Here is a 24,088-nt window from a genome sequence, read left to right as displayed (position 1 = left end):
TACCACATCTGGTGCCGTTCTGGCGTCTTTCCACAAGTTGACGGCGCAGCGGCAGCAGTTCAACAGGTATTTTTACAGTTAACGCGTGCTTGGCCGTTGACAGGGGGCGACGCTGCAGGGCCGCAGATTCGCGCACAGATGACGCCAGGTCATCGGCCCCCAGACACGCTGGAGCGAAATTTTTCCTGCCGCCTCAAGCCAGTGTGGAAAGTCGTTCAGCGACTTTCCACAGGCTTATCCCGACCTCATCCGCAGGTTGCACACAGCGGTTGCAAATCCGCCACATTCCGACCGCTTCAGCGGAATTTTCGCAGACCAATGTCGGTGACGATCATATCCAGCGGCTCGTCAAAGGGCTCTGCCGAAATCGCGGGCAGTTCCTGGCAGGCATAGGCCAGCCCGATGGCTGCCACCGGTCCCGATTCGCGCAGCACCTCCAACGTGCGGTCATAGAAGCCGCCGCCATAGCCCAACCGGTTGCCTATCGCGTCGAACCCCGCAAGCGGCACGATCAGCACGTCGGGGCGCATCTGGGGCGCGTCTTCGGGCGGATGAGAGGTCCCGAAGGTTCCCGGCACAAGGTCGCGCCCGTCCCACAGGCGGAACAGCAGCGGGCGCGCGCGGCCGGGAACGACGGGAAGGACCACCGGGCCGTCGTGCGCGCCCATGGCGGGCCGGGGGTCGGCCTCGTCCCGCATCGGCCAGTATCCAGCCAGGACGGCCCCGGAATAGGGCCGCAGGGCGTGCCGCAGATGCCGGTCCAGGGCCGCGTCGTCGCCCCCCTGCGCCCGCGCCGCCAGCGCCTGCGCCCGCAATCCCTCTTTCGCCGTCGTCATAGCAGCACCACCGTCGCCAGGCCCAGGAAGGCCAGAAAGCCGATCACGTCGGTCATCATCGTCACGAACGTCCCCGAGGCAAGCGCCGGGTCCGCCCCCAGCTTGTTCAAGGCCAGCGGGATCAGGATGCCCGCGAGCGCCGCCACCAGAAGATTGACGATCATCGCGATCCCGATCACCAGCGACAGGCCCGGCTCCTGGAACCAGAGCATCGTGATCGCAGCCATGATCACGCCGAAGATGGCGCCGTTGAGAAGCCCGACCATGACCTCGCGCCGGATGACCCGCAGCGCGTTCGACCGTGACAAGTCGCGCGTCGCCAGGCCGCGGACGGCCACGGTCAGCGTCTGCGTGCCGGCATTGCCGCCCATCGAGGCGACGATGGGCATCAGGACCGCCAACGCCACAAGCTGCGCGATGGCGCCCTCGAAGATCGCGATCACGCTTGCGGCCGCCAACGCGGTCACGATGTTCGCACCAAGCCAGGGCACCCGCTGGCCGACCGTCTGCAGGACCGTATCGTTGATGCTGGATTCGTCGCCGACGCCGGCCAGGCGCAGGATGTCCTCCTCGTGCTCCTCGTCCAGGATCGCCATGGCGTCATCGATGGTGATGACGCCGACCAGACGGTCGTGCCGGTCGACCACGGGCGCAGAGATCAGGTGATACTGGTTGAAGACATATGCGACGTCGCCCTCTTCGGCATAGGCGCTGATGGTGCGGAAGCTGTCCTCGGCCAGGTCGCGCAATGTCGCGTCGCGGCGCGACGCCAGCAGCCGCCCCAGCGTGACATAGCCCGTGGGGTGACGGCGCGGGTCGACCAGGATGACGTGATAGAACTGCTCTGGCAGCCATTCCTCGGACCGGATGAAGTCGATGGTGTGGCCCACGGTCCAGTGTTCGGGCGCGGTCACCACCTCGGACTGCATCAGGCGGCCGGCGGAGTATTCGGGATAGGCCAGCGACTGCTGGACCGCGGCGCGGTCGCCCGCATCCAGCGCCGCCAGGATCTGGTCCCGTTCTGGCTGGTCCAGGTCCTCGACCAGGTCCACGACGTCGTCGCTGTCCATCTCGCGGACGGCTTCGGCCAGAACCTCGCGCGGCAGTTGCTCGATCACGTCCTCGCGGATCGACTCGTCGATCTCGGACAGGATCTCGCCGTCGATCTGCTCGGCATAGAGTTCGAGGAACACCCGCCGGCGCGGCGTCGCAAGCCGCTCGATCAGGTCGGCGATGTCGGCCGCGTGCATCGGCTCCAGCGCGGCGTTCAGCGTCTGAGTGTCGCCGGAGTCGATGGCCTCATCGATCTCGGCCAGAAGCTCGGGAGTAGGGCCGAAGTCGTCCTCGTCCTGGTCGTACTGGGCTTCGTTGCGCTGGCTGTCCTCGGCCATCATGCCCCCGTCGCTTGATCTTGAAACATCGCGGGTCAGCCCGCCAGAAGCGCCAGCGCCTCGCGGTGGAGGCGGGCAGAGGCGGCGGCGATGACCTGGCCGCCTTCGGCTGCGGGACCGCCCTGCCAGTCGGTGACGACGCCCCCCGCCGCCTCGACCACGGCCAGCGGTCCGGCGATGTCATAGGGCTGCAGGCCGGCCTCGATCACCAGGTCGATCTGGCCAAGCGCCAGCAGCGCATAGGCATAGCAGTCGAGGCCGTAGCGCGTCAGCCGCACCCTGTCCGCCACGCGCCGGAAGGCGGCATGTTCGGTCGCGTCGCCGACTTCAGGAAAGGTCGTCATCAGGATGGCGTGGTCCAGCGCGACATGGCCCCGCACCCGCAGATCGCGGGTGCCCCGGGGCCCGGACAGCAGCGCGCGGCCAAGCCCGCCCTCGAACCGCTCTCCGGTATACGGCTGGTCGATCATCCCGTATCGCACGCCCTGCCCGTCGGACAGGCCGATCAGGACGCCCCAGCTGGGGGCGCCGCAGAGGAAGGCCCGCGTTCCATCGATCGGATCGAGGATCCAGGTCAGCCCGGTTGTGCCGGTGCTGCGTCCGAATTCCTCGCCCAGGATGGCATCGTCCGGACGTTGTCGCGCCAGCACGTCGCGCATCGCCGTTTCGGCGGCACGGTCGGCTTGCGTCACCGGATCGAAATCCGCGGGACGCTTGTTGTCAGCCACCAGGTCGGCGCTGCGGAACAGCGGCAGGATCGCGGCACGCGCCGCATCGGCCATGTCGTGGGCGGTGCGGATGATCTGTGCAGCGTCCTGCATTCGGGCCCCCTGATGTTGTCACACGGGGTTTAACCCGTCACGCCAGCGGGGGCCAGCAGCCTTTCGGTAATGTCGTCCGACGGTCACGCAGCGCCGGACGACACGGATGTCATTCGCCTTCTGGCGATCCGGGCGGTCAGGCCGCGACCGAAAGGACGCGCGCTAGTTCGAAGATCTGGCGGCGCTGCGCCTCGGGCATGGTGTAATAGGCACGCACCAGCTGCAGCGCCTCCTTGTCGGCGAAAATGTCGCCTTCGATCATGCCGGGCAGATCACCCTCCTGCAGCCCTTCGAAGAAGAAGCTGACGGGGACGTCGACCGCCTTGGCGATATCCCACAGACGAGAAGCCGAAACCCGGTTCATGCCGGTTTCATACTTCTGAATCTGCTGGAACTTGATGCCGACCTTGTCGGCCAGCTGTTGTTGAGTCATTCCAATCATCCAACGGCGATGGCGGATACGCTTACCAACATGAACATCTACACTGTGCTTCATTGCCGCAACCCTTTGCAATCTAAGAGAGCGGTATCTCAGAGCCGCACACTTATCGAGTGTCAACTTGGTTAACCGCTCCTATTCTGTCCAAAAGGACAGGTCTTGAGGGCACCTTAACGGTCATCCTTCCGGCTGGTTTGACTTCAAGCGCCACGTCGTGAAGCTTTGGGGGCGGAACTGCGGAGGCGCTAGTGACAGAATTGATTCGTTTGGCACGGGTCGAGGCTCTGGGGACGGACCCCGTCGTGACCAGCGCAATGGCTCCCCCTGCGGGCAGCGACCGGGTGCTGGTCAGGATGGCCGCGGCGGCGTTGAACTTTGCCGATCTGTTGAAAGCCCACGGAAAATATCAGGAATCGGCCGATGCTCCGTTCGTGCCCGGACTGGAGGGGGCGGGAACCGTCATCAGCGCGCCTACCGGCAGCGGGCTTGCCCCCGGAACCCGCGTCGCCGTGTCGGCACCCGGCACCCTGGCCGAGGTGGTCGCGGTGACCCCCGACGCGGCGCAGGCCATCCCGGACGCCATGAGCTTCGAGCAGGCGGCGGGGTTCCAGGTGGCTTATGGGACAAGTCACCTGGCCCTTGCCGGACGGGGTGCATTGCAGCCCGGCCAGACCCTTGTCGTGACGGGCGCGGCCGGAGGCGTGGGCCTGACGGCGGTCGAGATCGGGCGCGCGATGGGCGCGCGCGTCATCGGCGTCGCGCGTGGGGCCGACCGGCTGCGGACCGTGACGGAAGCCGGCGCGGCCGAGGTGATCGACAGCGCCGCCTGCCCTGACCTGCGGGCCGCCCTGCGGGACCTGGGCGGGACGGACGTGGTCTATGACGCAGTCGGCGACACGACCGGAGAGGCGGCCTTCGGCGCGCTGCGTCCCGGCGGCCGCTTCCTGGTAATCGGCTTCGCCGGCGGACGCCCCTCCGCGCTGCCCCTGAACCATGCGCTGGTCAAGAACATCGCGATCCACGGCTTCTACTGGGGCGGCTATCGCACCCTCGACATCACGGTGATGCGCGACAGCATGTCGGCGCTTTTCACGATGTTCGCCGAAGGCCGCCTGCACCCCGTCGCGGGCGCCGTCCTGCCCCTTGAGCGCGTGGCCGACGGCTATTCGATGCTGCGAGAGCGCAGAAGTGTCGGAAAAGTCGTCATCACCCTGTGATGGTGGACGATTTGACGCAGTCCCGGCATTGAATTGTCGTCGATCTCGGCCAATATTCTGCCTAGGCCGGGCGGGAACCGGCAGCCTTTCAGGGGAGACTTCGATGGCAGATTACAACACTTACCGCACCGCGCAGGGCGTCGGCACCCGCAGGGCGGTGGTCGATGAGGGCCTGCGGGCCTACATGAACAAGGTTTATGGGCTGATGGCGGTCGGGATGGGTGTGACCGCCGTCGCAGCTTACGGCATCTCGGCCGCGGCCGTGACGCCGGACGGGCAGCTGACCGGCCTGGGCGCCGCGATCTATACGTCCCCGCTGCGCTGGGTGATCATGTTCGCCCCGCTGCTGATGGTCTTCGCCTTCGGCGCGGCGATCAACCGCCTGTCCGTGTCGGCCGCGACCGGCATCTTCTATGCCTTCGCCGCACTGATGGGCCTGTCGATCAGCTCGATCTTCCTCGTCTATACCGGCGTGTCGATCGTGCAGACGTTCCTTGTGACCGCGATCGCCTTCGCCGGCCTGTCGCTTTGGGGTTACACGACGAAGAAAGACATCTCGGGCTGGGGCAGCTTCCTGATCATGGGCCTGATCGGCCTGATCGTGGCGTCGATCGTGAACATCTTCATGCAGTCGCCCGCGATGCAGTTCGCGATCTCGCTCATCGGTGTGCTGATCTTCGCCGGCCTCACCGCCTATGACACGCAGAACATCAAGAACACCTACCTGCAGATGGCCGGTTCGGACGCCGACTTCATCGGCAAGAGCGCGATCATGGGCGCCCTGCGCCTCTATCTCGACTTCCTGAACCTGTTCATGTTCCTGCTGCAGTTCATGGGCAACCGGGAATAATACGACCGTCCTTCCGGTTACGCATCAGCCCGTCGAGCCACCTGGCTCGGCGGGCATTCTTTTTGGCGTGGGTCGGTGCCGCAGTCGGCCGAACGATCAGCCTGCCTGCCCTTCCCTGGACATCTGGCAGATGGTGGCGAAGATTACGTCGATGCCACGCGCCAGCTGGGCATAGTCCGTCCATTCTTCCGGCGCATGAGATATCCCGCCCCGGCTGGGAACGAAGACAAGGCCGGTCGGGGCGACGCGCGCCATGATCATGGAGTCATGCCCGGCACCGCTGACCATGGTCCGGTGCGACAGCCCCAGCGCCTCGGCCTGGCCCACAAGCGCCGCGTGGATCTTGCCTGACATCGGCGTGGGCGGCGCGAAGAGCTGCTGTTCCACGTCGCAGGTCAGCCCATTGCCCGCCGCGCGGTCGACCGCCGCGCGGGTCATCTCGATCAGGCGGACCACGTCGGCCTCATCGGGCGCGCGCAGATCGACGGTGAAGGTGACGAGGTCGGGGATCACGTTCGCGCCCCCGGGCAGCACCTCCAGCTTGCCGACCGTCAGAACGGCACCCCGGCCGACCTGCCGCGCAAGATCGGGCAGTTGCGACAGGATCACCACTGCGCCCGTCAGCGCGTCCCGGCGGGCATCCATGGGCGTCGTGCCGGCATGGCCCGCGCGACCCCTGACGGTCACCTTCAGCTGCGCCAGCCCGACGATCCGGTCGACGATGGCAACGTCCCGGCCCTCGGCCTCCAGCGTGGGTCCCTGCTCGATATGCAGTTCAAGAAACGCATGGATCGCCCCCGGCGCCAGGGCCGCCCGGCCCGCCTGCTTCGGGTCCAGCCCGAACGCGGCCATCGCCTCTGCCGCGGATATGCCGTCGTCGTCGCGCAGATCCGGCAGGCTGGACGCGTCCAGCTGCCCCGTCAGCAACCGCGAACCCATGAGGCCACCGCCGAAACGGGCGCCTTCCTCCTCGATCAGGGCCACCACCTCGATCGGGCGGACCGGCACAAGGCCGCGATCGCGGAACAGGAACGCGGTTTCCAACCCCGCGACAACACCGGCCGGACCGTCGAAGCGCCCGCCGTTCGGCACCGAATCCAGATGCGACCCGACAAGGATCGGCGCCAGGTCGGGCTGCGTGCCCTCGATCCGGCCGAAGACGTTGCCGATCGCGTCCTGGCGCACGGAAAGGCCCGCCTGCAGCATCTGCTCGATGACGAAATCGCGGGCACCGGCATATTCCGCGCTATAGGTCAGCCGCGTCGTCCCCTGCCCCGGCGTGGCCGTGAAGCGGTCGATCCCCTCGATCAGCGCCTCGACGCGTGGAACATCGGCAAACCCGGTCATGCGATCAACCCCACGAAGATGCCTGCCAGAACGACCGAGACCATGGTCACGGTCACGAACCCGGCCACCAGCATCGGTGGCAGCAGGTGCGCGGTCAAAACCTCCCGTTCGGTCGCGTCGTCCGTCAACGTGTCGATGACATCCTTGGTGATGATATAGTCGGCCGGAAAGCCGTAAAGCGCCGTCAGCGAGCAGGCAAAGGCCATCGCCGGCGTCACGCCCAACAGGCGGCCGGTGATGAGCGATGCGAGATACATGCCGACAAGGCCGATCGCGATGATCGCCACCAGCGGCACGGCAAGGTCCATCAGCATCTCGGGCGTGGCGCGCTTCAGGCCGTCGAAGATGAAGACCATCAGGATCAGGATCGTGAAGCCGAAGGCGTTGGACTTGCGCAGCGGCTCGCGTTCCAGGAAGCCTGCCGAGGTCGCAATCACGCCGAAGACGAGACACAGAACGAAGGGACTGATCGCAAAGACGGGCTTCACCAGTTCCGACACGCCCCAGGCGGCAAGGGCCACGGCACCCAGCCGCAGCAGCTTGAAATAGACGGTGTCATAGGCCGCGGGCATGGCCCTGAACAGGCGCGGCGGCTGCGGCGTCTCGACCGTCTCGGCCTGCGGGCCGCCAGAGGTCCAGCGCCCCTCGCGCTGCAGGGACAGGACGCGCCGCCCCTCGCGCTTGAGCATGATCGCCGTCAGCGGATAGCCTGCGAAGCCCTGCATGACATAGATCAGGATCGCCAGCACCGACAGCGCCTGCAGCCCCGCATCGGCCGCCGCCTGCGACATGATCAGCGAGGCGACGACACCCCCAACCAGCGGCGGCGTGCCCACCACGACCGTCTGCCAGTCCAGCACCAGCAGGCCTACCGTGAACAGAAGCGCGATGATGCCGCCGATGCCCGCCAGCGCGATGACCACCGTGCGCCACTGCAGCCCCAGTTCCTTCACCGACAGCAGCGTGCCCATGTTGGTGATCAGAAGGTACATCGCCAGGAAGACGATCGGCGTCTCGAACCCGGCCGTCTGAACGATGTCCTCGGGGAAGAAGGTCCAGTACCCTGCCAGGAACAGGACCGCGCAGACGAAGACCGAGGGCAGCCAGGACCGGGTCCGGGTCGAGACGAGGTCGCCGATCCACAGGATCAGCGCAAGAAGCGAGAAAGCCAGCAGTTGCGGCATGGGTCCAAGCCTTTCCGGTTAGATAATTTCGCGGTGCGCGGCGGCAGGATGCGGGATCGCCAAGCCGCGCCGCCCGATCCGGTAACTTTGATCCATCTGGATATAGTTCGCAATGCGGAATTGTGGCTTCCCGCCCGAACCGCCAGAATGGCGCCAAGCGGAGGGGACGATGATCCGGGACGAGATGCTTGCCGACCTGCTGCAGTCGGACCTGCAGGAACTGTTATCGGTCAGCTATATCGTGCTGGCCAACAACCAGGTGACAAACCGCCATATCGAGAAACGCTATCGCATGCCCGTCCAGTGCTGGTCGGCGCTTTACGTGGTCGACCGCTTCCCCGGACTTCTGGCGCGCGATGTGCAGCGGCTGCTGCCCCGCCCGCAGAACACGATCAGCCGCGCCGTGTCGCTGCTGCAGGCGCGCGCCCTGATCCGGACCGAGGAGGACCCGCAGGACGGCCGGGCCAGGCGCCTCTATCCAACCCCCGAAGGGGCGACGCTTCTGGCGCAGATCCTGACGACCGCCCGCGCCCGCCAAGCCGAGGTCTTCGGCGTGTTGACTGATGATGAGCGGCGGCAGTTCGCGGCGCTCTGCCACAAGATCGCCGCCGGTCCGCTGCTGACCCGGTCCGACGTGATGCCGGACTAGGCCAGCCGCACCGGAATACCCTTCGCGGCCGGCGTCTTTGACAAAAGGTCGTGGCGCGACAGGGGCGACAGCGGGTTCAGTTCCGGGAAATAGCCCGCGATGCAGCCGCGCGGCAGCTGATAGGGCACGATCCGCAGCCCGTCCACGCGGCGTGGGATGTCGTCGTCGGCGGCACCGGTCAGGGCGATCCGCTGGTCGGGATGCAGCCCCTCGGCCTCGATATCGGCGGGCGACATCATGATCAGCATACGGTCGCCGTCGATGCCGCGCAGCCGGTCGGACATGCCATAGATCGTGGTGTTGAACTGGTCATTCGACCGCAGCGTCATCAGGCGATAGAGGCCGTCGCCCTCCGCCAGCCCCGTCGCGTCCAGATCGGCGGGAACAGTGAACTGCGCCTTCCCGGTTTCGGTCTTCCAGACGCGTTCCCGCGCGGGGTTGCCGCGATAGAAGCCGCCGGGCTGGTTCATGCGCGCCTCGAAGTCGTGGAACTTGTCGGGATAGGTCGCCTCGATCAGCGACCGGATCTCCGCGTAGTCGCCCACCCAGTCCGACCACGCCAGCCGCGGGTTCGGGTCCAGCGTCGCCGCGGCAAGACGACACACGATATCCACTTCGGACTTCAGGTGCGGGCTGGCCGGTTCGCGCTTGCCGATCGAGCCATAGATGTGGCTGAAGCTGTCCTCGATGGTGACCTGCTGGCTGGTGCCATTCTGCAGATCCTCCTCGGCGCGGACCAGACAGGGCAGCAGCCAGGACGATTTCCCCGGCATCAGGTGCGTGCGGTTCAGCCGCGTGGCGACATGAACGGTCAGCGGCATGTTGCCCCAGACCTCGGTCACGCGGTCCTGGTCGGGCACGGCGCGGGCCAGGTTGCCACCCAACCCGACATAACCCTGCGCCTCGCCCGCCAGCAGCGCCTCGACAAACTCGACGGTGTTCCAGCCGGGGTCCTGCGGCGGTTCGATCCCGAACAGCTCGCGCAGCTTGTCGTTCGGGACCAGCTTGGGTTTTTCGGTGATGCCCACGGTGCGCTGGCCCTGCACGTTGGAATGGCCGCGCACAGGGGAACAGCCGGCACCCGGGCGGCCGATATTGCCGCGCAGCAGCAGCAGGTTCACCAGCGCCGCGATGGCATCGGACCCGTGGACATGCTGCGTCACGCCCATGCCATAGATGCCCATGACCGCCTTGGAGCGGGCATAGAGCGTGCCGACGCCCTCCATCTCGGCACGGGTGATGCCGCTGACAGCCTCCAGTCGATCCCACGGGGCCGCGCGGACCCAGTCCATCCAGTCGTCCAGCCCGCTGCAATGCTCTGCCAGGAAGGCGTGGTCCAGAACGCCACCCTGGTTGTCCTCCAGCGCCAGCACGTGCTTGGCGATGCCGGTCAGGACGGCGATGTCGCCACCGGTGCGGACCTGCAGATAACGGTCGGCGATCTCGGTCGGCGCGCCAAGGCTCATCTGCCAGGGATTCTGCGGGTTCGCGAACTCAAGCAGGCCTTTTTCCCGCAGGGGATTGATGGCGACGATATGGCAGCCACGTTCGACCGCCTTCTGCAACGGGTGCAGGATGCGCGGGCTGTTGCTGCCGGGGTTCTGGCCGACATGGATGATCATGTCGCAATGTTCGAAATCCTCCAGCACGCAGGTTCCGACCGAGGTCCCGATCACCTTCTTCAGCCCGACCGAGGTCGTCTCGTGGCACATGTTCGAACTGTCGGGCAGGTTGGAATGCCCGTAGGCGCGGGCATAGAGGCCATAGAGGTACGACGCCTCCAGCCCGGCCTTGCCGGACACGTAGAAGGTCACCTTCTTCGGGTCCAGCCGCCGCAACTCGGCCCCGATGGCCGCGAAGGCCTCGTCCCAGCTGGTCTCGACATAACGGTCGCTGGCGGCGTCATAGCGCAGCGGGTGGGTCAGGCGGCCCTGACGTTCCAGGTCATGCGCGTCCCAGTCGGCCAGTTCGGACACCGTGTGGTCGCGGAAGAACTCCGGCCCGCAGCGGGCCGTGGTCAGGTCCCACAGCGTCGCCTTGGCGCCGTTTTCGCAGAACTCGGCGACATGGGGATTGGGCGGCTTGGCCCATGCGCAGGAACTGCACATGTAGCCTGCGGGCTTGTTCTGCCGCTTCAGCGTTTCCAGGGCACCCGGGCTGCTGCGCGCGGTCCTGGCGACCTTCGCCATGCCTTTCGCCGAACCCCAGCCCCCCACCGGTCCGTCATAGCCCGCGACGGGCATGTCGGTTCCGTTTTCCTCGGACAAGTCCTTGGCCATGGGATCACCTTCGGTCTTGGGCGCTGGGGCGCCGGTTCAGGTCGGGCCGGCGAACGGATCGGGCAGTTCCGCCAGCAACTTGTCGGGGGTCATCGGGAAGTCCCGCAGCCGCACGCCGCAGGCGTTGTAGATCGCGTTGGCGACCGCCCCGGCCGCGCCGCAGATCCCCAGCTCTCCCACGCCCTTGGCCTGCAGGGGCGAGGCCGCGGCATCGCGTTCCTCGATCAGCAGGACCTCCATCTCGGGGATGTCGCGGTGGACGGGGACGTGGTATTCGGCCAAGTCGTGGTTGGTCAGGTGGCCGTCGCGGTCATCGAACTGCAACTCCTCGGTCAGGGCCATGCCGATGCCCCAGACCATGCCGCCCAGGCATTGCGACCGCGCGGTCTTGGCGTTCAGCACGCGCCCGAAGCCGAAGGCGCCGGTCATGCGGCGGACGCGCGTCTCGCCGGTGAAGGCGTTGACGGCAACCTCGCAGAAAAACGCGCCATAGGTGGCCTGCTTGACCTTCTCCATCAGCTCGCCCGGCTCGATCCGGCCGACGCGCGCGATGTCGCCGTCCATCAGGTCGGTCACGGGGCGCGGCTCGCCCCCCTCGACCCAGACCATGCCGTCGCGCAGCTGCAAGTCGTCGGGCGCGCAGTTCAGGCCGCGCGCCAATTCCGCCCGGATTTCCTCGCAGGCGCGAAAGACGGCCGATCCGGTCGAGCTTGCGGCCCAGCTGCCGCCCGATCCCGCGCCCTGCGGGAACAGGCTGTCGCCCAGGTGCACGGTCGTGCGGTCGATGGGCTGGCCCAGCATCTCGGCCGCGATCTGGCCCAGGATGGCATAGCTGCCGGTGCCGATGTCGGTCTGATCGGTCTCGACCAGCACGGTGCCGTCGGCGCGCAGCGTCACCCGCGCCTCGGCCTTGGCCAGGATGTTCACCCGCGCGGCCGAGGCCATGCCCATGCCGATCCACCATTCGCCCTCGCGCCGCTGACAGGGCAGCGGCATGCGGCGGTCCCAGCCAAACGCGCGCGCGCCTGCGTCCAGCGCCTCGACCAGCTTGCGCGAGGAATAGGGCTTGCCCTGCCCCGGCACTTCGTCGGGCACGTTGCGCTTGCGCAGTTCCACCGGGTCGAGGTGCAGCGCGACCGCCAACTCGTCCATGGCGGCCTCCAGCGCGGGCATTCCCACGGCCTCGCCGGGCGCGCGGACCGATCCCGCTGTCAGCCGGTTGATCCGAGAGATGTTCAGCGCCAGCCGCCGGTTCTCTCCGCCGTACAGGAACTCGGTCGCCTGCAGCACAGGCTCCGAGAAGGACTCTTCGGGCAGGTTCGACACGAAAGCCTCGTGCCCCAGCGCGGACAGACGGCCATCGGCATCGGCCCCCAGGCGGATGTGCTGGACGGTTTCAGACCGGCGCATCACGGCCTGGAACACCTGCTGGCGCGTCATCACGACCCGGACGGGGCGGCCCAACTGCCGCGACGCCACCGCCGCCGCCACCGCTTCGTGAGAGATGCCCAGCTTGGACCCGAAGCCGCCGCCAACATAGGCCGACACGATCCGCACGTTTTCTGGCGGGATGTCGACGCTGTCGGCCAGCTCCTTGACGTTGTATTTCACCATCTGCAGGCTGCCGTGCAGCGTCAGGCGGTCGCCGTCCCATTCGGCGATGGCGGCATGCGGCTCCATCGCGGCGCTGGCATGGCCGGGCGTGGTATAGGTGACGTCGACCACATGCGCCGCGTCCTTCAGCGCGGCGTCAAGATCGCCCGACTCCACTGGGTCCTTGGCGGGTTCGGCCTTGTCGGGCGACGGCATCAGCACGGCCTTGCCGGTCTGGTCGTCATAGTCGATCTTCAGCGCCTTGGCGGCATGGGTCGCCTGCTCGAACGTTTCGGCCACGACCAGCGCCACGGGCTGCAGCGGGAATTCGACCTGCCGGACGTCCTGCATCGGCGCCTCTCCGGCGCCGCCTTGCGCCGCGCGGCGCAGCATCTCGGGGGCCGAGAACACGGCCAGCACGCCCGGCATGCCCAGAACGGCATCGCGGTTGATCGCCCGCACGCGACCCTTGGAGATCGTCGCGCCGACCAGGACGCCTTCGGCGCAATCGGGCCGGTCGTATTCGGCGGCATAAGGCGCCTGACCCGAAACCTTCAGCGGGCCGTCGGGGCGATCCAGCGGCTGGCCGATCACTCCCTGCCGGGTGTGGTCCAGCAGGTTGCGTTCGTCGGGGTTGTCATAGCTGTCCTTCATGGTCACTCCGCAGTCGCTTCGGCCAGCACGGCAGCCAGGGTACGGCGCGCCAGCGGGATCTTGAAATCATTGCCGCCCTGGCCCTGTGCGCCTTCCAGCAGCAGGTCGGCGGCCTTGTCGAACAACGCCTTCGACGGCCGCTCGCCCACCAGAAGCGTGTCGACGCGCGGGTCGGTCCAGGGCTTGTGCGCGATGCTGCCGAAGGCCAACTGCGCCTGCACGATGGTGCCGTCCTCGATGCGCAGGACCGCCGCCACAGACACCAGCGCAAAGGCATAGGACGCCCTGTCGCGGACCTTGCGGTAGATCTGCCGCCCCTCGACCGGCGCGGGCAGCAGGACCGAGGTGATGACCTCTCCAGGCTGAAGGACGTTGTCGCGCGACGGGTCGTCGCCCGGCAGGCGGTGAAACTCGCGCAGCGGGATGCGGCGGCTGCCGCCCGGCCCTTCGATCTTGACTTGCGCATCAAGGGCGGCTAGCGCCACGGCCATGTCGCCGGGATAGGTCGCGATGCACGCGTCCGAGGTGCCGAGGATCGCGTGGTTGCGGTTGATTCCGCCAAGCGCGGCGCATCCCGACCCCGGCCGGCGCTTGTTGCAGGCCGACCGGTTGTCCATGAAATAGCTGCACCGCGTCCGCTGGCAAAGGTTCCCCGCCGTTGTCGCCTTGTTGCGCAGCTGCGGGCTGGCCCCGGCCAGGATCGCCCTGGACAGCAGCGGCCAGCCTTGGCGGACCTGCGGATCGGCGGCACAGGCCGCGTTGGTGACCAGTGCGCCGATGCGCAGGCCGTCGCCCTCCGCCGTGATCTCGTTCAGGCCTATGCGCGTGATGTCCATCAGCGCCGATGGCGTCTCGACCTCCAGCTTCATCAGGTCCAGCAGGTTGGTCCCGCCGGCGATCAGGCAGGCAGGTGCGCCCACGGCATCCGACAGGCTGGCAGCGCGGGCATAGTCGAAAGCCTTCATGACGTGGCCCCGCTTTCCATGACCTCTTTGATGGCGGCCAGGATATTCGCATAAGCCCCGCAGCGGCACAGGTTGCCGCTCATCCGCTCGCGGATCTCTTCGTCGTCAAGACGCGCATGACCGGCAACGTCGACAGAAACGAAGCTGGGCCAACCCTCTCGGATCTCTTCGATCATGGCGGCCGCGGAACAGATCTGGCCGGGCGTGCAATAGCCGCATTGGAACCCGTCATGCGACACGAAAGCCTTCTGCAGGGCCGACAGGCTGTCTGGCATGCCGAGGCCTTCGATGGTCGTCACCTCGTCGCCGTCATGCATGACCGCCAGCGTCAGGCAGGAGTTGATCCGCCGCCCGTTCACCATGACCGTGCAGGCCCCGCATTGGCCGTGGTCGCATCCTTTCTTGGTTCCGGTCAGGCCAAAATCGCGACGCAGGAAGTCGAGAAGGCTGCGGCGCGGATCGCCTTTGTAGTCATGCGAGACGCCGTTGACGGCAATCCTGGCTGCGGGGGTTTGCGCCATCGGCTGCTCCTTGGACCGCTTGCTGGGTTTCCGAACGCAACGTGGAATGGCGCGCGGCAGTTCCCTGCCCCGCCGATTGTCAGGACACGAGGGCGGTCCCCTGGACGCGACGCGCGCTGTGCTGGGCGATCATCGCGCAGATCAGCAGCTGCGCCATGTGGAAGATCAGCACCGGCAGGACCGTGGCCCCCACCGTCTCGGCCGGGAACAGCGCAGTCGCGATGGGCAGACCCGAGGCCAGGCTTTTCGTCGAGCCGCAGAAGAAGAGGACGGATCGATCCTCGGCCGGCATCCGCGACAGGCGGCCGATCAGGGCGATGGCGCCGAAGACCACCGCCAGCATGATCAGCGCGACGGCGATCAGCGCCACCAGGCTGGCGGACGGGATCTGCGACCAGAGTCCGGACACCGTTCCGGCGCTGAAGGCCGAATAGACGATCAGCAGGATCGCGCCCCGGTCCACGACCAGCGTCAGGATGCGATGCCGCTTGACGGATGCGCCGACCCAGGGGCGCAGGATCTGGCCGATGATGAACGGCAGCAGGATTTGCGTGCCGACGCGGAAGATGGCGTTCAGGTCGATGCCGCCGTCGCCCGCCTGCAGCAGCAGCGCCACAAGCATGGGCGTCAGCACGACACCGACCAGGTTCGACAGCGACGCCGCGCAGATTGCCGCCGGCACGTTGCCGCCCGAGATAGACACGAAGGCGATCGAGCTCTGGATGGTCGAGGGCAGGACGCCCAGGAACAGCAGCCCCAGCGTCACCTGCGGGCCCAGAAGCCTGCCGAAGACCGCCGCGAACCCGATCGCCAGGATCGGGAACAGCAGGTAGGTCGCCGCGAAGGTCAGGCCCTGCAGGCGCCAGTTCAGCAGTCCCGTCCTGACCGAGGCAGGGTCCAGCTTCGCCCCATACAGGAAAAACAGCAGCGCGACAGAGCCATAGGTCACATGCCCCAGCCCCTCGGCCGCGATGCCGCGCGCCGGCAGGATCAGTCCCAGAAGAACCGTGCCCAGCAGCATCAGCATGTAGCTGTCGATCCCGATCCGCTTGAGGAATTTCATCCGCCTGCTCCTTCAGAAACCAAGGGCCATGCCGTCCTTGCGGCTGTCCGACCCACCCTCCAGCATGCCGGTCGCCGCGTCGACGCGGATCGCCTGCGCGCCGCCCATCGGGCCGGTCAGCCGCTTGATCTTGTGTCCCCGTCCGGCAAGGTCGGCGCAGATATCGTCTGGCAGCGTCGGTTCGACCTGCAGGATGCCGTCGGTCGCAAAGACGCGCGGCTCGTCCATGGCCTGCTGCAGATCCAGCCCCCGGTCGATGACCGCCGACAGGAAGGCCGCGTGGCCCGCCGCCTGATACTGCCCGCCCATGACGCCGAAGGGCATGACGATGCGCCCCCCCTGCGTCACCATGCCGGGAATGATCGTGTGCATCGGCCGCTTGCGCGGCCCGATGGCGTTCGGGTGCCCGGGGACCAGCCGGAACGATGCACCGCGGCTTTGAAACAGCACGCCCGTCGCAGGGTCCAACCGGCCGGACCCGAACCCGTGGAAGATCGAGTTGATGAACGAGACGGCGTTTCCCTGCGCGTCGACCACGCACAGGTAGATCGTGTCCTTGTGCTCTGGCTCGTCCCACAGGGCGGGTGGCAGGGCGCGGGCCATGTCGATCCGGGCGCGCAGGGCCTGGATTGTCCGATCCGACAGAAGCGTTTCGGTCAGGTCGCGGCAATGCTCCGGGTCGCCCAGCAGCGCGTCGCGGTGGTGATAGGCCAGCTTCGTCGCCTCGGCTTGCACATGCAGGCGGTCGGCGGGCGACAAGGCGGCCATGTCGAAGCCTTCGATGATCTTCAGGATCAGCAGCGCCGCCAACCCCTGCCCGTTCGGCGGACATTGGTGGATGTCGAAGCCGCGATAGCCGGCGCTGATCGGCGTGACCCACTCGGCCCCCTCGGTCGCCTCGGCGAAGTCATCAGTCGTGTGCAGCCCGCCAAGACCGCGCAGATGGGCGACCATGCTGGCTGCGGTCGGGCCTTGGTAGAAGGACGCCGCGCCGTGGGTCGCGATTTCGGCAAGCCGGTCGGCCAGCAGCGGTTGAGCATGACGCGCGCCGGCGGCGGGCGCCCGTGCATCGGGCAGGAAGACTGCGGCCGCATCGGGATCGGCCCCGATCAGCGACGCGGCTTCGGCCCAGTCCCGTGCGACGCGTGGCGTCACCGGATAGCCGTCGCGGGCATAGCCAATGGCGTCCTGGAAGAGGCGGACCAACGGCAGCGAACCCAGGTCCGCGTGCAGACGGCACCAGGCCGAGACCGCACCCGGAACCGTCACGGCGTGGGGGCTGGTCTGCGGGATCTCGGACGTCAGGCCCGCAGCCTGCAGCGCCTCGACCGTCGCGGCGGCGGGGGCGCGGCCCGAACCGTTCAGCGCCCGCACCACCCCGCCCCTGGGCGCGTAAAGTACGAAGCAATCACCGCCGATCCCGGTCATCAGAGGGTCGACCACCGCCTGCACCGCACTGGCCGCGATGGCCGCGTCGACGGCGTTGCCGCCTTCGGTCAGCACCGCCAGTCCCGCGGAGGTCGCCAAGGGATGCGAGGTCGCGATCATCGCGCGCGCCGCAAGGGTCGCGGGCCGGCGGCCGGACAGGAAGTCGAATGTCGTCATGGCGTCCCTCTGTCGCGGCTGAATCACGTGGCATCGACCGTGCGACATGTATACAGATGATGGTGATCGGAACACAAGCGACGGAGCGACCTTATGTCCGCGACACGGTCCGCCGAACAGATACACGCCGTCCTGTCGGCCGAGATCGTGACGGGCGTCCTGCGCCCGGGCGACCCTCTCGCGGAGACGGCACTCGGCGCGCGCTTCGGCCTATCGCGCACGCCGGTGCGCGAGGCCTTGCAGCGCCTTGCGGCCGAGGGGCTGATCGAACGCGGGCCGCGCCGCGCCTTCCTGGTCCGCCGCATGTCGCCCGACGCGCTGCGCCACCTGTTCGAGGCCCTGGGCGAGTTGGAGGCGCTTTGCGCGGGACTGGCCGCGCTGCGCATGACCTCGGCTGAACTCGCGGTGCTGCGGCGCATCCTCGACGGCGACGGGTCGGGCACGGATTATGCCGACCTGAACATCCGGTTCCACGATGCGCTGCGGCAAGGGGCGCAGAACCACGTGCTGGCCGACCTGCTGGAGGATCTGAACCGCCGCAGCCTTCCCTGGCGCAACGCGCAGTTCATGGAGCGGGCCGACAGGATCGGATCGTCGCGCGCCGAACATCGCCAGATCCTCGAGGCTGTGACGGCGCGCGATGGGGACCGCGCGGCGGCGCTGATGCGCGCGCATATGGGCGCCTCGCTTGGCACCGTGCTCGAGATCATCGCCGGGCGTGGCTGAGGCCGGCCGCTATTCCGCCGGCTGCGCCTCGGGGCGCGGATGGCGGCGCAGGTTCTCGACCAGGACATAGATCACCGGCGTCAGGAACAGCGTCAGCACGAAGGCCAGCGACAGCCCGCCCACAATCACCGCGCCGATTGCCCGTCGGCTTTCGGCCCCCGCCCCCGTCGCCGTCGCCAAAGGCACCGCCCCGAGCACGGTGGCGATGGTCGTCATCATCACCGGCCGCAGCCGCGTGACCGCGCCTTCGCGCGCGGCCGTCACCAAGTCACGGCCCTCGTCGCGCAGCTGGTTGGCGAACTCGACGATCAGGATGCCGTTCTTGGCCATGATCCCGATCAGCAGGATCATCCCGACCTGGGAAAAGATGTTGACCGATGCCCCGGTCAGCAGCAGCGTCGCCACCGCGCCCGCCAGCCCCAAGGGCACCGTCAGCATGATCGTCAGGGGCGTGCGGAAGCTTTCGAACTGTGCGGCCAGAACCAGGAACACGATGGCCAGCGCCATGGCGAAGACCGTGGCCACTCCGCCCTGGTTTTCCTGGAAATCCTCGGCCTGCCCGCGCCAGGCCAGCAGGGCACCTGCGGGCAGGTCGGCTGCGGCGGCCTCGACTACGGCCATGGCGCGGGCAAGGTCCGTGCCCTCGACCAGGTCAGCCTCGGTCTCGACCGAGATCAGGCGGTCATAGCGGTCGATCTCGGGGACGGTGGCGCCGGTGGTGATGTCGGCGAAGGCCGACAGCGGGATCAGGTCGCCGCGACCGTTGCGGATCATCACCGACAACATGTCGCCGACGCTGTCGCGATCCTCTGGCAAGGCCTGCAGGATGACCGGGTACTGCCGCCCATCGTCGGCATATTCGCCGACCGTCCGCGACGCGAACAGCACCTGCAGCGTCTGCGCCACCGTTTCGCTGTCCAGCCCCAGGTCCTGCGCCCGGGTGCGGTCGATGGACAGCGACGCGCCCGGCTGGTTCGCGGCGAAGTCGACCTCGACCCCCGCCACTCCGGGCGCGCCCTGCAGTTCGTCCGCAAGGTCGCTGGCCCACGCCGCGGCGCGCTCCAGGTCCGGCCCACCGATCATCCAGCTGATGCTGCCGCTGCCGCTGCCGATGCCAAGCCCGCCCGAGGGTTGCAGCCAGGACGAAATCTCGGTCATGGCCGAGACCTGCGGGCGCAGCTCGGCCATCACCTCGTCAACCGAGACGTCGCGCTTGTCCCAAGGGACAAGGTTCACGAACACCCGGGCCCGCCGGGTCTCGCCCCAGATGCCGACCACGGTGGTGACGTTCTCGACGACGCCCTGCTCGCGCAGGGGCGCGATCATCGCCTCGACCTTGCGCGCGGCCGCGTCCGTATAGGCAAGGTTCGACCCCTGCGGCGCCGTCAGCATGATGCGGAACGCGCCGCGATCCTCGTCAGGGGTCAGCTGCCGGGGCAGCGCCTGATAGACCGACACTGCCGCTGCGACCAGGAATGCCGTTCCGGCAAGGATCGCCACGGGCCGGGCAATCATCCGCGCCAGGATCGCGTCATAGCCGCGTTCCAGCCAGTCGATCGCGCGGTTGACGCTGCGGGTCAGCCAGTTCGGCTTGTCCTCGCGCGGCATGACTCGGGCGGCCAGCACCGGCGACAGGGTCAGCGCGACGACGCCCGACACGGCAACGGCGATGGCCATGACGATCCCGAATTCCGCAAACAGCTGGCCCAGTTCACCCTCCATGAAGCTGACCGGCAGGAAGACTGAAATCAGCACGGCCGTCGTCGCGATGACGGCGAAGCTGACCTGGCCCGCGCCGCGCCGGGCGGCCTCGGCCCGGCTGGCGCCCATGGCGCGGTGGCGCTGGATGTTCTCCAGCACCACGATGGCGTCGTCAACGACCAGGCCGATCGCCAGGATCAGCGCGAACAGGGTCAGGATGTTGATCGAGAATCCCAGCGCCAGCATCCCCAGGCCCGCCCCCAGCGCCGAGATGGGGATCGTCACCACCGGCACCAGCGACAGCCGCATCGAGCCGAGGAACAGGAAGATCACCGCCGTGACCAGTGCCACGGCCTCGGCGAAGACCTTCACGACCTGCGCCAGCGAACTTTCGATGAAGACCGCCTCGTCCGATGTGACGCGCAGCGACATGCCCGGGGGCAGGGTCGGGCGGATGCGCTCGATCTCGGCGCGGATGGCGCGGGAAATGGCGACGGTGTTCGACTGCGCCTGCGGCAGCACGCCCATCCCCAACGCGACCACGCCGTTCGAGCGGTAGATCGTCTCGGTTTCCTCGGCGCCCTGCTCGATCCGGGCGATGTCGCCAAGACGCAGGGGCCGGGTTCCGTCGTCGCGCAGGACCACCTGTCGGAACGCGTCGGCCGAGGCGAAGCGCGTCTCGGCCAACACCTGCAGCTGGCGGGCGTCGGTCTCGATCTCTCCGGCGGGGAGTTCCACGTTGTTGGCCTGCAGCGCGGCGATGACATCACCGGTCGTCAGGCCATAGCCGGCCATGCGGGACTGATCCAGCCAGATCCGCATCGATGGCGCCCGCTCGCCATAGATCGCGGTGTTGGCCACGCCGGGCAGGCGGGCCAGGCGGTCGATGATGAAGCGGTCGGCATAGTCTGACAGCTGAAGCGGCGTCATCGTCGGGCTGGACAGCGACAACCGCATCACCGGGTCGCCCTCGTCGTCGTTCTTCTCGACCCTGGGCGTGCCGGCGCCTTCGGGCAGGTCGTTCAGGACCCGGTCCACGGCAGCGCGCACGTCGTTGGCGGCGCTGTCGATGTCGCGCGACGGATCGAAAGTCAGCACGCTGCGCATCCCGCCCCGGTCAGAGTTCGTGCGCATGGACGTGACGCCGCTGACGCCCGCAAGCGCGCCCTCGATCACCGTTGCCAGCTGGTTGTCCACCACCTCGGGTCCCGCACCGGTATAGTCCACGCGGACGCTGACCTCTGCCGCGTCCACCTGCGGCAGTTCGCGCACCGGCAGGCGGGTCATGGCGACGGCGCCGATCAGCACGATCAGCAGGTTCAGGACCGTCGCAAGGACCGGCCGGCGCAGCGAAAGGTCGGGCAGGCTCATCCGCCCGCCCCGGAACTGGCGGTCTGGGTCCGGGGCGTCGCATGGATGGCGGTGCCGGGCGAGACGCGATGCAGGTTCGACACGATGATCGGTGTGCCGGGCTCCAGCCCGGCCACGACCTCGACCAGCCCGTCGATCTGCTGGCCCACCTCGATCTCGGCATGCTGTGCCTGGCCGTCGCGCGCGACCAGAACAAGGTGCCGGTCGCCGTCCACGGTCAGCGCGGTTTCCGGCACGGCGGGCGCGCGGCGTTCATCCAGCACCAGTTCCACCTGCAGGAACATCCCGCCGGCCAGCGCACGGTCGCCATTGTCCATCTGCGCGCGCAGGGCGATGGACCGCGTGGCCGGATCGACGCGGGTGTCGATGCGGGCGATCTCTGCCGGAAACACCCGCCCGGGCCAGGCGGCCGAGCGCAGCTGCACCGCCTGCCCCTGAGCCAGCCGCGGCAGCAGCGTTTCGGGCACGGCGAAGTCGACCTCTATCGCCGAAAGGTCGTCCAGCGTGGTGATTGGCGTGGCGCTGTCCAGAAGCTGCCCCTCGACCAGGTCGGTGAGGCCCGTCACGCCGTCGAAGGGTGCTGTCACGCGCCGATCCTCCAGCGCCAGCTGGGCGCTGTCGCGCTCGGCCTCGGCCCGCAGCAGCGCCGCACGAGCGGTCTGAAACGCGGCGTCTGACGCGCTGCCGCTGCGGTTCAACTGCTCTTGCCTGGCAAAGGCAGCCTGCGCTTCGGCCAGCGTCGCCTCGGCCGCCATCAGGTCGGCCTGTTCCGCCCGGTCGTCCAGCGCCAGCAGCAGGTCGCCCTGGGCGACCGCGCCCCCCGGGGTAAAGGCGATGCGGGTGATGCGGCCGCTGGCCTCGGATGTCACGGCAATGGCGCGGCGGGCACGGGCGGTGCCGACGGCGCGGACACTATCGGTGAAGCGGGCGGTCTCGACGGGGATGGTCTCGACGGGCACGGTCTCGGACAGGGTCTCGGCGCGGACCTGCGGGTCGGGTGCCGCCAGCAGGCGGTCGGACAGGTGCAGCCCCGCAGCGGCCGCCCCCACGATCACGATCGCGCCTAATGTTGTCTTTAGGATCCGCATCGTCAGCCTTCCAACAGCACTGCGCCCGGTGCCGGCGCCTTTTGGCAGAGTGCCCGATCAAGCCGCCGCCGCAAATGAAATCCTGTGTGATCCGCCGTCGCGGCGTTGACAGACGCTGCCTCGCCGGGCATCCGCAGGGCCGACAAAGGGGGGCCCGCGCCATGAGCACCATCGACGATCTGACGCTTGCCTGCAAGGCCGCACGCGCGGCCGGGGACCTGCTGCGCGACCATTGGGCAGCGCGCGACCAACTGACGATCACCGCCAAGCGCGCGGGCGACTATGTGTCGCAGGCCGATCACGGGGCCGAGGCGATGCTGAGGCGCGACCTTCTGGACGGCTGCCCCGGCGATGGCTGGCTGGGCGAGGAAAGCGCGGGGCTTGCCGGCCGCCGCCGCTGGATCGTCGATCCGCTGGACGGAACGACGAACTTCCTGCGCGGGATTGCGCATTGGGCCGTGTCCATCGCGCTGGAGGAAGACGGGCGGCTGGTCCTGGGCGTCGTCCACGATCCCCTGAAGAACGAGATGTTCAGCGCCCGCATCGGCGGCGGCCTGCACCTGAACGACGCCCCGCTTGCGGCGGCGGCACCGCCAGGCTTCGACGCTGCGCTGTTCGGGACCGGCCTGCCCTTCGGGGACATGCCCGACATTCCCGACCACGCCGCCGACCTGGTTCGCGTGCTGCCCCAGTCGGCAGGCGTCCGGCGCATGGGGGCCGCGGCGCTGGACCTGGCCTATGTCGCGGCAGGACGGCTGGACGGGTTCTGGGAACGCCGCCTGCGGCCCTGGGACATCGCCGCAGGCCTGGTCCTGCTGCGCGAAGCCGGCTGCCGGGTCGAGGGCTGGGCGCCCGAGGACCGCCCCGAGGACAGTGGCAACGTCATCGCCGCGCCACCGGCGATCTTCGACCGCTTCGCCGCCACCCTCCGTCAGTCCGGCGAAACCACGCGGGCATAGAGGTCGCCCGACATGCCGTCGCGCGGCAGGCTGCGAAGCCACGCCCGCACCGCCCCGGCATCCCGCCAGTCGGGCCAGAGGAAGCGCGCATCCTCTCCGGCGACCGGGTTGAAACGATAGTCGCCAAGCCGCGTCAGCCGGTCGATCACCGCCAGCGAGCGTTCGGGTAACCCCGGCAGGTATTCCACCGACACCAGCGGCAGCGGCTGGCTGAGACCCGCCAGCACGTCCAGCTCGAACCCCTCGACGTCGATCTTGACCAGATCCGGCAGTCCATGTTCGGCGATCAGCCGGTCCAGCGTGGTGACCTGCACCCGCTGCCGCCGGTCCCAGCGGACATGGCCGAAGCCCGGCGCCTCTGCCGCGTCGGCCGCGAAGCTGGCACTGAGCGATGACACCGTCGGGTGCAGCGACGACACGGCCATTTCGGCCACGGTCTCGGACTGGCCCACGGCCTTCTGCACCAGAACGATGTCGCGCGGCAGGCTGCGCTGAAGGAAGCCCGCGAAAGGCTCCTGCGGTTCGCAGGCGACGACGCGCGCGCCCGCCGACCGCATGGCCCGGGCGCGGCTGCCCACGTGCGCGCCGATGTCGAAGGCCAGCTGGCCGGGCGACAGAAGGCCGCGATAGAACGTCCTCAGCTGACGCTGACGCACGGGGTTGTAGTAGATCGCAAGCGAGCGGATCAGGCCAAGCCAGGTGCGCAGTCCCATGTATCCCCCAAGCAGATGCGGCCTGGGCCACGTCGAGAAACCGAAACAGCGCCTGGGATGTTCCCGATTGCAGCGCCCAAGCGCCGCGACATTCCGCCACGCCGCGAAACCGTTGC

The 24,088-nt window shown here is 68.1% G+C and carries 20 protein-coding genes; 5 read left to right on the top strand and 15 right to left on the bottom strand.

Annotated elements, in window-relative coordinates:
* Positions 1 to 296: 296 nt before the first annotated feature.
* The 4 genes from OC159_RS03720 to OC159_RS03705 all read right to left on the bottom strand — a co-directional run bounded on the left by OC159_RS03720 (position 297) and on the right by OC159_RS03705 (position 3,544).
* Complete coding sequence (locus tag OC159_RS03720; RefSeq protein WP_265499806.1) at positions 297 to 836, bottom strand: 5-formyltetrahydrofolate cyclo-ligase; 540 nt, start codon at positions 834 to 836, stop codon at positions 297 to 299.
* Positions 833 to 2,227, bottom strand: coding sequence for a magnesium transporter (gene mgtE / locus OC159_RS03715; RefSeq protein WP_265499805.1), 1,395 nt, complete (start codon positions 2,225 to 2,227; stop codon positions 833 to 835). Before mgtE ends, OC159_RS03720 begins: the two co-directional genes overlap by 4 nt.
* Positions 2,228 to 2,262: 35 nt before the next feature.
* Complete coding sequence (hisN, locus tag OC159_RS03710; RefSeq protein ID WP_265499804.1) at positions 2,263 to 3,048, bottom strand: histidinol-phosphatase; 786 nt, start codon at positions 3,046 to 3,048, stop codon at positions 2,263 to 2,265.
* Between the two features lie 136 nt (positions 3,049 to 3,184).
* On the bottom strand, positions 3,185 to 3,544 hold the full coding sequence (locus OC159_RS03705; protein WP_265499803.1) for a helix-turn-helix domain-containing protein: 360 nt from the start codon (positions 3,542 to 3,544) through the stop codon (positions 3,185 to 3,187).
* Positions 3,545 to 3,735: 191 nt separating this feature from the next.
* Here OC159_RS03705 and OC159_RS03700 point away from each other — a divergent pair, with 191 nt between their 5' ends.
* Both OC159_RS03700 and OC159_RS03695 read left to right on the top strand, forming a co-directional pair.
* Positions 3,736 to 4,704 carry an NADPH:quinone oxidoreductase family protein gene (locus OC159_RS03700; protein WP_265499802.1) on the top strand — a complete coding sequence of 323 codons (969 nt, stop codon included), beginning with the start codon at positions 3,736 to 3,738 and terminating at the stop codon, positions 4,702 to 4,704.
* A 103-nt stretch (positions 4,705 to 4,807) separates the two neighbouring features.
* Entirely contained in the window at positions 4,808 to 5,554 is a 747-nt protein-coding gene (locus tag OC159_RS03695; RefSeq protein ID WP_265499801.1) for a Bax inhibitor-1/YccA family protein, read from the top strand.
* A 96-nt stretch (positions 5,555 to 5,650) separates the two neighbouring features.
* Here the strand turns inward: OC159_RS03695 and OC159_RS03690 are convergent, their stop codons facing one another.
* Entirely contained in the window at positions 5,651 to 6,901 is a 1,251-nt protein-coding gene (locus tag OC159_RS03690; RefSeq protein WP_265499800.1) for a Zn-dependent hydrolase, read from the bottom strand.
* On the bottom strand, positions 6,898 to 8,085 hold the full coding sequence (locus tag OC159_RS03685) for a hypothetical protein (protein ID WP_265499799.1): 1,188 nt from the start codon (positions 8,083 to 8,085) through the stop codon (positions 6,898 to 6,900). Before OC159_RS03685 ends, OC159_RS03690 begins: the two co-directional genes overlap by 4 nt.
* Before the next feature lie 169 nt (positions 8,086 to 8,254).
* On the opposite strand from OC159_RS03685, the gene OC159_RS03680 reads away from it, so the two are divergent.
* Positions 8,255 to 8,734, top strand: coding sequence for a MarR family winged helix-turn-helix transcriptional regulator (locus OC159_RS03680; protein WP_265499798.1), 480 nt, complete (start codon positions 8,255 to 8,257; stop codon positions 8,732 to 8,734).
* Here the strand turns inward: OC159_RS03680 and OC159_RS03675 are convergent.
* The 6 genes from OC159_RS03675 to OC159_RS03650 all read right to left on the bottom strand — a co-directional run bounded on the left by OC159_RS03675 (position 8,731) and on the right by OC159_RS03650 (position 17,414).
* Complete coding sequence (locus tag OC159_RS03675; RefSeq protein ID WP_407674047.1) at positions 8,731 to 11,013, bottom strand: FdhF/YdeP family oxidoreductase; 2,283 nt, start codon at positions 11,011 to 11,013, stop codon at positions 8,731 to 8,733. The two genes, OC159_RS03680 and OC159_RS03675, sit on opposite strands and share 4 nt — an antisense overlap.
* A 36-nt stretch (positions 11,014 to 11,049) precedes the next feature.
* The gene (locus OC159_RS03670; RefSeq protein ID WP_407674046.1) at positions 11,050 to 13,266 is read right to left on the bottom strand and encodes a molybdopterin cofactor-binding domain-containing protein; all 2,217 of its coding nucleotides are present in this window, start codon (positions 13,264 to 13,266) and stop codon (positions 11,050 to 11,052) included.
* Positions 13,263 to 14,225 carry an FAD binding domain-containing protein gene (locus OC159_RS03665; protein WP_265499797.1) on the bottom strand — a complete coding sequence of 321 codons (963 nt, stop codon included), beginning with the start codon at positions 14,223 to 14,225 and terminating at the stop codon, positions 13,263 to 13,265. The genes OC159_RS03670 and OC159_RS03665 overlap by 4 nt, the downstream gene beginning before the upstream one ends.
* Positions 14,222 to 14,746, bottom strand: a complete 525-nt coding sequence (locus OC159_RS03660; protein WP_265499796.1) for a 2Fe-2S iron-sulfur cluster-binding protein — start codon at positions 14,744 to 14,746, stop codon at positions 14,222 to 14,224. The genes OC159_RS03665 and OC159_RS03660 overlap by 4 nt, the downstream gene beginning before the upstream one ends.
* A 79-nt stretch (positions 14,747 to 14,825) precedes the next feature.
* Positions 14,826 to 15,809: a bile acid:sodium symporter family protein gene (locus tag OC159_RS03655; protein ID WP_265499795.1), complete on the bottom strand. Its 984-nt coding sequence runs from the start codon at positions 15,807 to 15,809 to the stop codon at positions 14,826 to 14,828.
* Positions 15,810 to 15,821: 12 nt separating this feature from the next.
* Positions 15,822 to 17,414 (bottom strand): gamma-glutamyltransferase family protein, encoded by a 1,593-nt coding sequence (locus OC159_RS03650; RefSeq protein WP_265499794.1) that lies wholly within the window; start codon positions 17,412 to 17,414, stop codon positions 15,822 to 15,824.
* 93 nt (positions 17,415 to 17,507) lie between these two features.
* Here OC159_RS03650 and OC159_RS03645 point away from each other — a divergent pair, with 93 nt between their 5' ends.
* The gene (locus tag OC159_RS03645; RefSeq protein WP_265499793.1) at positions 17,508 to 18,140 is read left to right on the top strand and encodes a GntR family transcriptional regulator; all 633 of its coding nucleotides are present in this window, start codon (positions 17,508 to 17,510) and stop codon (positions 18,138 to 18,140) included.
* A gap of 9 nt (positions 18,141 to 18,149) precedes the next feature.
* On the opposite strand, the gene OC159_RS03640 is transcribed toward OC159_RS03645, so the two are convergent.
* Positions 18,150 to 21,212, bottom strand: a complete 3,063-nt coding sequence (locus OC159_RS03640) for an efflux RND transporter permease subunit (RefSeq protein ID WP_265499792.1) — start codon at positions 21,210 to 21,212, stop codon at positions 18,150 to 18,152.
* On the bottom strand, positions 21,209 to 22,300 hold the full coding sequence (locus tag OC159_RS03635; protein ID WP_265499791.1) for an efflux RND transporter periplasmic adaptor subunit: 1,092 nt from the start codon (positions 22,298 to 22,300) through the stop codon (positions 21,209 to 21,211). The genes OC159_RS03640 and OC159_RS03635 overlap by 4 nt, the downstream gene beginning before the upstream one ends.
* Before the next feature lie 161 nt (positions 22,301 to 22,461).
* Between OC159_RS03635 and OC159_RS03630 the strand changes: the two genes are divergently transcribed.
* The gene (locus tag OC159_RS03630) at positions 22,462 to 23,259 is read left to right on the top strand and encodes an inositol monophosphatase family protein (protein WP_265499790.1); all 798 of its coding nucleotides are present in this window, start codon (positions 22,462 to 22,464) and stop codon (positions 23,257 to 23,259) included.
* Here the strand turns inward: OC159_RS03630 and OC159_RS03625 are convergent.
* Positions 23,232 to 23,972 (bottom strand): FkbM family methyltransferase, encoded by a 741-nt coding sequence (locus tag OC159_RS03625; RefSeq protein ID WP_265499789.1) that lies wholly within the window; start codon positions 23,970 to 23,972, stop codon positions 23,232 to 23,234. The two genes, OC159_RS03630 and OC159_RS03625, sit on opposite strands and share 28 nt — an antisense overlap.
* Positions 23,973 to 24,088: the final 116 nt, after the last annotated feature.

Origin of the sequence: Paracoccus beibuensis, assembly GCF_026162625.1 — a bacterium.
Classification (GTDB): domain Bacteria; phylum Pseudomonadota; class Alphaproteobacteria; order Rhodobacterales; family Rhodobacteraceae; genus Paracoccus; species Paracoccus beibuensis.
This window is presented reverse-complemented; position numbering and strand designations above follow the sequence as displayed.

Excerpts from the sequence above, each read along its gene's own strand:
- OC159_RS03720 (WP_265499806.1), bottom strand. The coding sequence starts at position 836 with ATGACGACGGCGAAAGAGGGATTGCGGGCGCAGGCGCTGGCGGCGCGG.
- mgtE (WP_265499805.1), bottom strand. The coding sequence starts at position 2,227 with ATGGCCGAGGACAGCCAGCGCAACGAAGCCCAGTACGACCAGGACGAG.
- hisN (WP_265499804.1), bottom strand. The coding sequence starts at position 3,048 with ATGCAGGACGCTGCACAGATCATCCGCACCGCCCACGACATGGCCGAT.
- OC159_RS03705 (WP_265499803.1), bottom strand. The coding sequence starts at position 3,544 with ATGAAGCACAGTGTAGATGTTCATGTTGGTAAGCGTATCCGCCATCGC.
- OC159_RS03695 (WP_265499801.1), top strand. The coding sequence starts at position 4,808 with ATGGCAGATTACAACACTTACCGCACCGCGCAGGGCGTCGGCACCCGC.
- OC159_RS03690 (WP_265499800.1), bottom strand. The coding sequence starts at position 6,901 with ATGACCGGGTTTGCCGATGTTCCACGCGTCGAGGCGCTGATCGAGGGG.
- OC159_RS03685 (WP_265499799.1), bottom strand. The coding sequence starts at position 8,085 with ATGCCGCAACTGCTGGCTTTCTCGCTTCTTGCGCTGATCCTGTGGATC.
- OC159_RS03680 (WP_265499798.1), top strand. The coding sequence starts at position 8,255 with ATGATCCGGGACGAGATGCTTGCCGACCTGCTGCAGTCGGACCTGCAG.
- OC159_RS03675 (WP_407674047.1), bottom strand. The coding sequence starts at position 11,013 with ATGGCCAAGGACTTGTCCGAGGAAAACGGAACCGACATGCCCGTCGCG.
- OC159_RS03665 (WP_265499797.1), bottom strand. The coding sequence starts at position 14,225 with ATGAAGGCTTTCGACTATGCCCGCGCTGCCAGCCTGTCGGATGCCGTG.
- OC159_RS03660 (WP_265499796.1), bottom strand. The coding sequence starts at position 14,746 with ATGGCGCAAACCCCCGCAGCCAGGATTGCCGTCAACGGCGTCTCGCAT.
- OC159_RS03655 (WP_265499795.1), bottom strand. The coding sequence starts at position 15,809 with ATGAAATTCCTCAAGCGGATCGGGATCGACAGCTACATGCTGATGCTG.
- OC159_RS03650 (WP_265499794.1), bottom strand. The coding sequence starts at position 17,414 with ATGACGACATTCGACTTCCTGTCCGGCCGCCGGCCCGCGACCCTTGCG.
- OC159_RS03645 (WP_265499793.1), top strand. The coding sequence starts at position 17,508 with ATGTCCGCGACACGGTCCGCCGAACAGATACACGCCGTCCTGTCGGCC.
- OC159_RS03640 (WP_265499792.1), bottom strand. The coding sequence starts at position 21,212 with ATGAGCCTGCCCGACCTTTCGCTGCGCCGGCCGGTCCTTGCGACGGTC.
- OC159_RS03635 (WP_265499791.1), bottom strand. The coding sequence starts at position 22,300 with ATGCGGATCCTAAAGACAACATTAGGCGCGATCGTGATCGTGGGGGCG.
- OC159_RS03630 (WP_265499790.1), top strand. The coding sequence starts at position 22,462 with ATGAGCACCATCGACGATCTGACGCTTGCCTGCAAGGCCGCACGCGCG.
- OC159_RS03625 (WP_265499789.1), bottom strand. The coding sequence starts at position 23,972 with ATGGGACTGCGCACCTGGCTTGGCCTGATCCGCTCGCTTGCGATCTAC.